Source organism: Schaalia sp., assembly GCF_050312375.1.
In the GTDB taxonomy this organism is placed as follows: domain Bacteria; phylum Actinomycetota; class Actinomycetes; order Actinomycetales; family Actinomycetaceae; genus Pauljensenia; species Pauljensenia hyovaginalis.
Window position 1 is genome coordinate 1 of record NZ_JBNOYB010000016.1, and the last position, 7,632, is coordinate 7,632.

Annotated in this window: 6 protein-coding genes; all 6 read right to left on the reverse strand. The window is 69.7% G+C overall.

Translation table 11 applies throughout. The features are described from left to right. Positions 1-124: 124 nt before the first annotated feature. The 6 genes from purL to ACQY7V_RS01010 all read right to left on the reverse strand — a co-directional run bounded on the left by purL (position 125) and on the right by ACQY7V_RS01010 (position 7,152). Positions 125-2,488: a phosphoribosylformylglycinamidine synthase subunit PurL gene (gene purL / locus ACQY7V_RS00985; RefSeq protein ID WP_428638488.1), complete on the reverse strand. Its 2,364-nt coding sequence runs from the start codon at positions 2,486-2,488 to the stop codon at positions 125-127. 119 nt (positions 2,489-2,607) lie between these two features. Further along, complete coding sequence (gene purQ / locus ACQY7V_RS00990; protein WP_235361883.1) at positions 2,608-3,318, reverse strand: phosphoribosylformylglycinamidine synthase subunit PurQ; 711 nt, start codon at positions 3,316-3,318, stop codon at positions 2,608-2,610. Beyond that, positions 3,315-3,581: a phosphoribosylformylglycinamidine synthase subunit PurS gene (locus ACQY7V_RS00995; protein WP_184454081.1), complete on the reverse strand. Its 267-nt coding sequence runs from the start codon at positions 3,579-3,581 to the stop codon at positions 3,315-3,317. Before ACQY7V_RS00995 ends, purQ begins: the two co-directional genes overlap by 4 nt. Positions 3,582-3,633: 52 nt before the next feature. Further along, on the reverse strand, positions 3,634-4,545 hold the full coding sequence (locus ACQY7V_RS01000; RefSeq protein ID WP_428638491.1) for a phosphoribosylaminoimidazolesuccinocarboxamide synthase: 912 nt from the start codon (positions 4,543-4,545) through the stop codon (positions 3,634-3,636). A gap of 27 nt (positions 4,546-4,572) precedes the next feature. After that, positions 4,573-5,904, reverse strand: a complete 1,332-nt coding sequence (gene purD, locus ACQY7V_RS01005) for a phosphoribosylamine--glycine ligase (RefSeq protein WP_428638492.1) — start codon at positions 5,902-5,904, stop codon at positions 4,573-4,575. Between the two features lie 231 nt (positions 5,905-6,135). Then, positions 6,136-7,152, reverse strand: coding sequence for an endo alpha-1,4 polygalactosaminidase (locus tag ACQY7V_RS01010; RefSeq protein WP_428638494.1), 1,017 nt, complete (start codon positions 7,150-7,152; stop codon positions 6,136-6,138). Positions 7,153-7,632 lie beyond the last annotated feature (480 nt).

A 7,632-nucleotide genomic window follows, 5' to 3' on the forward strand; every position in this document is an offset into this window, starting at 1 on the left:
CGCGGGAGGGGCCGGCAGGGTCTGCCAGGCGGGCACCACCGTCTGATCAGAGGCCGCCGAGGAGCGGGCGAGCCGTGCCCGGACGGCCCCGGGACCGTCCGTCAGGATCGGCCGCTGCCCGGCTTCAGAACCTCTCGCGCAGCGCCGCCTCCGAGCGGGCCCTCAGCGCCTCCACGTCCTCGATCCACCCGCCGACGCCGTCGGCGAGGAGGTCGGAGCCGAGGACGGCGAGCATGTCCCCGCCCGTCGTGCCCAGGCGCGCGACGGGCACGCCCTCGGCCTCGGCGGCGGCGTGGACGGCCGCGAGCGCGCCTTCGGGAACCGCGAGGATCGCGCGCGCCTGGGACTCGGAGAAGAGGATCTCGAAGTCGGACAGGCCGTTGAAGCCCTGCGCCTCGGTGAGGTCGAAGCTTCCGCCGATGCCGAATCGGAGGACCATGTCGACGAGCGCCTGCGCGAGGCCGCCGTTGGACAGGTCGTGGGCCGCGCGCACGAGCGGGCGCCCGTCGGGGCCGTCGGCGGCCGACAGGGCGCGCACGACATTGCCGAGCGCGACCTCGGCGTCGAAATCGACGCGCGGGGGCAGGCCGCCGAGGTGGGAGTGGCGGATGCGCGCCCAGGCGGAGCCGTCGAGCTCGGAGCGCGTCTGACCGAGCAGGACGACCGCGAGCCCCTCCTCGGTGAAGCCCGAGGGGTTGGCGCGTCGGACGTCCTCCATGATGCCGAGCATGCCGACGACGGGCGTCGGGTTGATCGACGAGGTCGGGAGGTTCTTCTCCGTGCCGGAGGAGTTGTAGAGGGAGACGTTGCCGCCGGTGACCGGCACGCCGAGCTCGATGCAGCCGTCGGCCAGGGCCGTCATCGCGGTGACGAGCTGCCACATCGCATCCGTGTCCTCGGGGTTGCCGAAGTTCAGGCAATCCGTGATCGCGACGGGCTCGGCGCCGACGACGGCGACGTTGCGGTAGGCCTCGGCGAGGGCCTGCTTCGCGCCGGTCGCCGGGTCGAGTTTCGTGTACCAGCCGTTGGCGTCCGTCGCGAGGGCGACGCCGAGGCCGGACTCCTCGTCAACGCGGACGACGCCCGCGTCATCGGGCTGGGCGAGGGCCGTGTTGCCCTGGACGTAGCGGTCGTACTGGTCGGTGACCCACGCCTTCGACGCCTGGTTGACGTCCGCGAGGACCGTGCGGATGTCGGCGATGAGCTCCGCGCCGCTCGCCGGCCGCTCGAGCCGCTCGGAGGAGTCGGCCTGGAGCTCGTCCTGCCAGGCGGGGCGCGCGTAGGGGCGGTCGTAGACGGGGCCCTCGTGGGCGACGGTCTTCGGGTCGACGTCGACGATCCGGTGGCCGAAGTGGTCGATGGTGAGGCGCCCGTCGCCGGTGAGCTCGCCGATGATCGACGCCTCGACGTCCCACTTGTCGATGATTTCGAAGAAGCGCTCGCGGTCGGCGGGGGTGACGATCGCCATCATCCGCTCCTGCGACTCCGACATGAGGATCTCCCCGGCCGTCAGGGTCGGGTCGCGCAGGAGGACCTTCTCGAGGTCGACGTGCATGCCCGAGTCGCCGTTGGAGGCGAGCTCGCTGGTCGCGCAGGAGATACCGGCGGCGCCGAGGTCCTGGATGCCCTGGACGACATTCGCGGCGAAGAGGTCGAGGCAGCATTCGATGAGGACCTTCTCCATGAAGGGGTCGCCGACTTGGACGGAGGGGCGCTTGGCGGGCATGCCGTCCTCGAAGGTCTCCGAGGCGAGGATCGAGGCGCCGCCGATGCCGTCGCCGCCGGTGCGCGCGCCGAAGAGGACGACGAGGTTGCCCTCGCCCTCGGCGTTGGCCAGGTGGATGTCCTCGTGGCGCAGGGTCCCCAGGCACAGGGCGTTGACCAGGGGATTGCCCTGGTAGGAGGGGTCGAACTCGGTTTCGCCGCCGATGTTGGGCAGGCCGAGGCAGTTGCCGTAGCCGCCGACGCCCGAGACGACCCCGTGGACGACGCGCGCGGTGTCGGGGTGGTCGACCGCGCCGAAGCGGAGCTGGTCCATGACGGCGACCGGGCGCGCTCCCATGGAGATGATGTCGCGGACGATGCCGCCGACGCCGGTTGCGGCGCCCTGATAGGGCTCGACGAAGCTCGGGTGGTTGTGGGACTCGACCTTGAAGGTGACGGCCCAGCCCTTCCCGATGTCGACGACGCCGGCGTTCTGGCCCATGCCGACGAGGAGGCGGCGCTTCATCTCCTCGGTCGTGCGCGCGCCGAATTGCTCGGCGAGGTGCTTCTTCGAGGACTTGTACGAGCAGTGCTCGGACCACATCACCGAGTACATGGCGAGCTCGGCGTTCGTCGGACGGCGCCCGAGGATCTCGACGATCCTCTCGTACTCGTCGGCCTTGAGCCCGAGCTCGCGCCAGGGCATCTCCTTGTCGGGGGTGGCGGCGGCGTCCTCGACGGTGTCGGGGAGTTCGCGGGGGGAGGTGGGGGCCTCGGCGGTCATTGGCTTTCCATTCCTTCGCTTCGGACCGGGGCGGTCCGTACAACAACACGTCTTCAGGTAGGGTCCTCGCGGCCGGTCCGCGCGATGCGGCGCGTCGGGGGACGAGGGCGGGGCGGCGCTCAGCCGACGAGGCTCGCGAGGACGGACTGGAAGATCTTCAGGCCCTCGGTGCCGCCGTGGGCGGCGAACTCGCCCTCGCGGCCGCGTCCGAGCGGGCCGAAGCCGGATTCGGTCGCATGCTCGGGGTGGGGCATGAGTCCGACGACGTTGCCCGCGTCGTTCGCGACGCCGGCGATGTCGTTCGCCGAGCCGTTCGGGTTGAGGTCGACGTAGCGGAAGATCACGCGCCCCTCGCCCTCGAGGCGCTCGAGCTCGTCGGGGGAGGCTTGGAAGTTGCCCTCGCCGTTCTTCAGCGGCACCGTGAGGAGCTCCCCTTCCTCGAAGGAGGAGGTCCATGCGGTCGCGGTGTTCTCGACGCGGAGGATCTGGTCGCGGCAGAAGAACTTCTGGTGGTCGTTGCGGATGAGGGCTCCGGGCAGGAGGTGGGATTCGCAGAGGACTTGGAAGCCGTTGCAGATGCCGAGGACGGGCATTCCCTTCCCGGCTGCTGCGATGATCTCGCCCATGACGGGGGCCGTCGCGGCGATGGCGCCGCAGCGCAGGTAGTCGCCGTAGGAGAAGCCTCCGGGGATGACGACCGCGTCGACGCCGTGCAGGTCTGCGTCCTTGTGCCACAGGGCGACGGGTTCGGCGCCTGCGAGGCGCACGGCGCGGGCGGCGTCCCTGTCGTCGAGGGTGCCGGGGAAGGTGACGACTCCGACGCGCGTCACTTCGCGGCTCCTTCTTCGGGGAGGGCTTCAACGCGGACGACGTCTTCGATGATCGGGTTCGAGAGGACCTCTTCGGCGGCCCGACGGGCGTCGGCGAGCAATTCCTCGGTGACGGGCCCGTCCACGCTGAGGTGGAAGCACTTGCCCTGCCGAACCGCGGTGAAGCTCGTGATCCCGAGCCTGGGCAGCGCCGAGCCGACGGCCTTGCCCTGGGGGTCCAGGATCTCCGGCTTCGGCATCACTTCCACGATGATTCGCCCCACGGCGTTCCTCCTTCGTCGAGCGGGCTTTCCAGGTCCCGCCTGTGGTGGTGCTTCACAGCTTGGGTTCCTCGCCGGTGAGGCGAGTGAAGGCTTCGACGTAGCGGGCACCGGTTGCGGCGGCGACCTCGTCCGGCAGGGCGGGCGGTTGGGCGCCCGAAGCGCGATCCCATCCGGATGCGGCCGAGGTGAGCCAGTCGCGAAGGTACTGCTTGTCGAAGCTGGGGGTGGGCCGGCCCGGGGTCCATTCGTCGGCTGGCCAGAAGCGCGAGGAGTCCGGGGTGAGGATCTCATCGCCGAGGACGAGGGCGCCTGTGGCCGGATCTAGGCCGAATTCGAATTTCGTATCGGCGATGATGACGCCCCGGGCTGCGGCGATGTCCCGGGCCCGCTCGTAGAGGGCGATCGAGGTGTCGCGCAGGCGCGCGGCGAGCTCGGCGCCGACCATGTCGGCCGCGCGTTCGAAGGTGATGTTCTCGTCGTGCTCGCCGAGTTCGGCCTTGGCGGCCGGAGTGAAGATCGGCGTGTCGAGGCGCGAGGCTTCGGCGAGGCCCTCGGGCAGTCCGATCCCGCAGACCGTGCCGGACTTTTCGTATTCGACGAGGCCGGAGCCCGTGAGGTAGCCGCGGACGACGCATTCGATGGGGATCATGCGCAGCGCTTTCGCGACGACGGCGCGCCCTTCGACGCCCTCCGGTACGGAGTAGGGGTCGAGGGGGTCGTGCGCGGTGGCGAGGAGGTGGTTCTCGACGATGTCGCGGAGGCGGTCCATCCACCAGATCGCCAGCTGGTTGAGGATCTTGCCCTTGCCCGGGATCGGCGTCGGGAGGATGTAGTCGAAGGCGCTGATCCGGTCGGAGGTGACGAGGAGGAGACGATCGGGCGCATCCTGGTCGGCGGGCGCGTAGATGTCGCGCACCTTCCCGGAGGACACTCTCACCCATCCGCGCAATTCGTCGTCGGTCATCGTGATCCTCCAGTCGCTCTCTTCAGTTCAGTTCTTCGCGTCGAGTCCGGCGGGCCAGGTCGCGATATCGGAGCGGTGATGCTCACCCGCGAAGGAGATGAGGGCCACGCCCTCGTAGGCCTTCGCGCGGGCCGCCGCGACATCCGGGCCGCGGCCCACGACGTCGAGTACGCGGCCGCCGGTGTTGATGAGGATCTCGGCGGGCTCGAAGCCGCAGCAGCCGGCTGCGGCATCCGCCGGGTCGTCGGCGATCCTCGTGCCGGTGCCCGCGTGGATGACGTGAACGCCGTCGAGCGCTTCGGCTTCGTCGATGCCCGTGATCTCGTGGCCGGTGTCAGTCGGCCCGGGGTATCCGCCCGAGGCCATGACGACGGTGACGGCCGCGTCCTTCGACCAGCGGGGGGCGGGGATGCGGTCGAGGGCTCCCGTCGCCGCTGCGAAGAGGAGTTCGGCGAGGGGGGAGTCGAGGCGTTCGAGGACGGCCTGGGTCTCGGGGTCGCCGAAGCGGACGTTGAACTCGACGACCCGGATGCCCTTCGAGGTCATCGCGAGCCCGCAGTACAGCAGGCCGACGAAGGGGGTGCCGCGACGGGCCATTTCGTCGACGGTCGGTTTCGCGACGGTGGCGACGACCTCTTCGACGACTCCTTCGGCGAGCCAGGGCAGCGGCGAATAGGCGCCCATTCCGCCGGTGTTGGGCCCTTCATTGCCGTCGTGGGCACGTTTGAAGTCCTGCGCGGGTACGAGGGGGATGACGGTGACGCCGTCGGATACGCAGAAGAGGGAGACTTCGGGGCCGTCGAGGTAGTCCTCGATGACGACCGCGCCGTCTTCGCGGGCGAGGCAGGCCTCGGCGTGGGCGCGCGCGGCCTCGCGGTCCTCGGTGACGACGACGCCCTTGCCCGCTGCGAGCGCGTCGTCTTTGACGACGTGGGGGGCGCCGAGCTCGTCGAGGGCGGCGTCGACCTGTTCCATGGTGCGGCAGGTGAAGGCGCGGGCGGTCGCGACCCCCGCCGCTTCCATCACCTCTTTGGCGAAGGATTTGGAGGCTTCGAGGCGCGCCGCGGCTTTCGTGGGGCCGAAGCAGGGGATGCCCGCGGCGATCACGGCGTCGGCGACGCCTGCGACGAGGGGGGCCTCAGGGCCGACGATGACGACATCGACCTTCTGGGAGACGGCCCGCGCGACCACGGCGCCGGGGTCGGAAGGATCGGTGACGAAGGAATCGCCGAGTGCTTCGATTCCGGGGTTGCCCGCCTGGACGATGAGTTCGACCGGATCGGCCGGGTCGGCGGTGCGGATGAGTGCCCGGGCGAGCGCGTGCTCGCGCCCGCCATTCCCAACGAGGAGAACCTTCACGGCCCTCAGCCTAGCGATAAATGCGCGGCGGACGAAAGCGCGTCCGAATCCGGTGGAGGCGGGCCGAGTCGGGAATCCGTCCGCCGGAGCGGTCCGTCCGGCGGACGATGCGTGCTTTCTTCCGCACCGGCGCCTCGTGTTCGCGGGACTGCGTTCCCGCGAGTCCCCTGGGGCTTCCGCGGAGCTGAGGCGGCTGTTGCACTCGACAAGGAATCGACGGAGGCGCGCTCGTCAGTCCCCGCGCAGATCCACGCTCGAGGAGACGCAGGAGGCGAAGCCCTTGCCGCGCGCGTACCGGGCGACCTCAGCGGCGAGGTCCGCGTCCTCCGAATATTCGATGAGCAGCACGGCGGCGCCTTCGCGGCGGGCCCGCTCAAGGCGATTCTCGGTGATGCGCGTCTCCGGGGGAGACTGCCTTTCGAAACGTTCGGCTTCGTAGTCGACGATCCGGGTGAGGAGTTCCTCCTGAGCGAGGGCGTCGATCTCGGCGCCCAGTCCCTCGGACTGCATGCGCTCGACGAAAGCGGCGCCGCCATTGATCATGACGGGCCTGCCGCTTGCGCGCATGGCGCGGATCATCGCGAGGAGCGCCTGATAGACGGCGTCGTCCGATCGCTGCGCGTAGACGTCCGCGTTGTCGACGAAGAATCCATCGGCACCGAGGGCGATGAGTCTGGGGGCCAGCTCCGTGGTGATGAACCGCTGCCAGGAGGCGTTGGTGACGTCGATCCACCGCTCATCGGGCCAGTTCTCATAGGGGGCGAAGGTGAGGTTCTGGAAGCGCTGCGCATAAGGCCGGTAGGACTCGAGGGAGCCTATAGAGACGTAGCCGTAGATCGTGTCGACTCCGACGGCGCGCAGCGCTGCGACCTGATCCGCGCGGAAGGATTGAAGATCCAGGATGAGGACGTCGTTATCGGCGTAATCCCGTGGATCGAAGGAGGGGTCGTGAGGGTCGATGCCAAGAAGGACGCCGACGCGATGCCCGGCGGAGAAGGCGCTCCTCGCTGATGGGGCGCTCGCCGAGGATCCCGCGGATTCGGGCGTAGTCGGGTCCTCCGATTCGGAGCGGTCGACCGCAGGTCCGCCCGGGCTGGAGGCGCGATCGTCAGCGACGCATCCGGCGAGGAGAGTGAAGCAGAGGACGAGGGCGAGAAGGGGCGATGCGGAAGCGCGGTGATTGATCTCCCGGAGTCGGGCGGGCGCACGGCGAAACCGTCGGTCTCTCGAGCCGCTCCTCGTGTTCATGCGGTCACGTTAGTGCATCGGAGGAAGGCGATGAAGGGCCGGAGAGCGTCCTCGCGCGGGCGGTTGAGAGGCTCTGAACGGGAGCGACCGTGCCGCTGTTCGCGCGGGGTGCTTCGTGCGCCGAGGAGGTTCCCGCGCGCCCGTGGGAACCTCGCCCGGAGGGTCGAGTCCGCTCCCGCACGAAGGACGAAGCCGTCTTGGAGGGGCCCGCCCGCACCTGGGAACGGCCTGCGGCTCAGCCCCGCACACGCGCACGCCAGTCCCGCACACAAGAACCACACTGCGGACTTAACCCCACCAATGACCCCCGCCAACCCCACACACAAAGGGCCAACCCCACACACAAGAACCACACTGCGGACTTAACCCCTCCAACACCCCAGGCAAGCCCGCACACAAAGGGCCAACCCCACACACAAGGGGCGAGCTGCGTACTTGTGTCTTCCGGCGTTTCGCATCCCCGGCATCGGATGCGGCTGC

Bases quoted from the DNA above. Each gene is read 5' to 3' on its own strand.
- purL (WP_428638488.1), bottom strand. From the start codon at position 2,488: ATGACCGCCGAGGCCCCCACCTCCCCCCGCGAACTCCCCGACACCGTC.
- ACQY7V_RS01000 (WP_428638491.1), bottom strand. From the start codon at position 4,545: ATGACCGACGACGAATTGCGCGGATGGGTGAGAGTGTCCTCCGGGAAG.
- ACQY7V_RS01010 (WP_428638494.1), bottom strand. From the start codon at position 7,152: ATGAACACGAGGAGCGGCTCGAGAGACCGACGGTTTCGCCGTGCGCCC.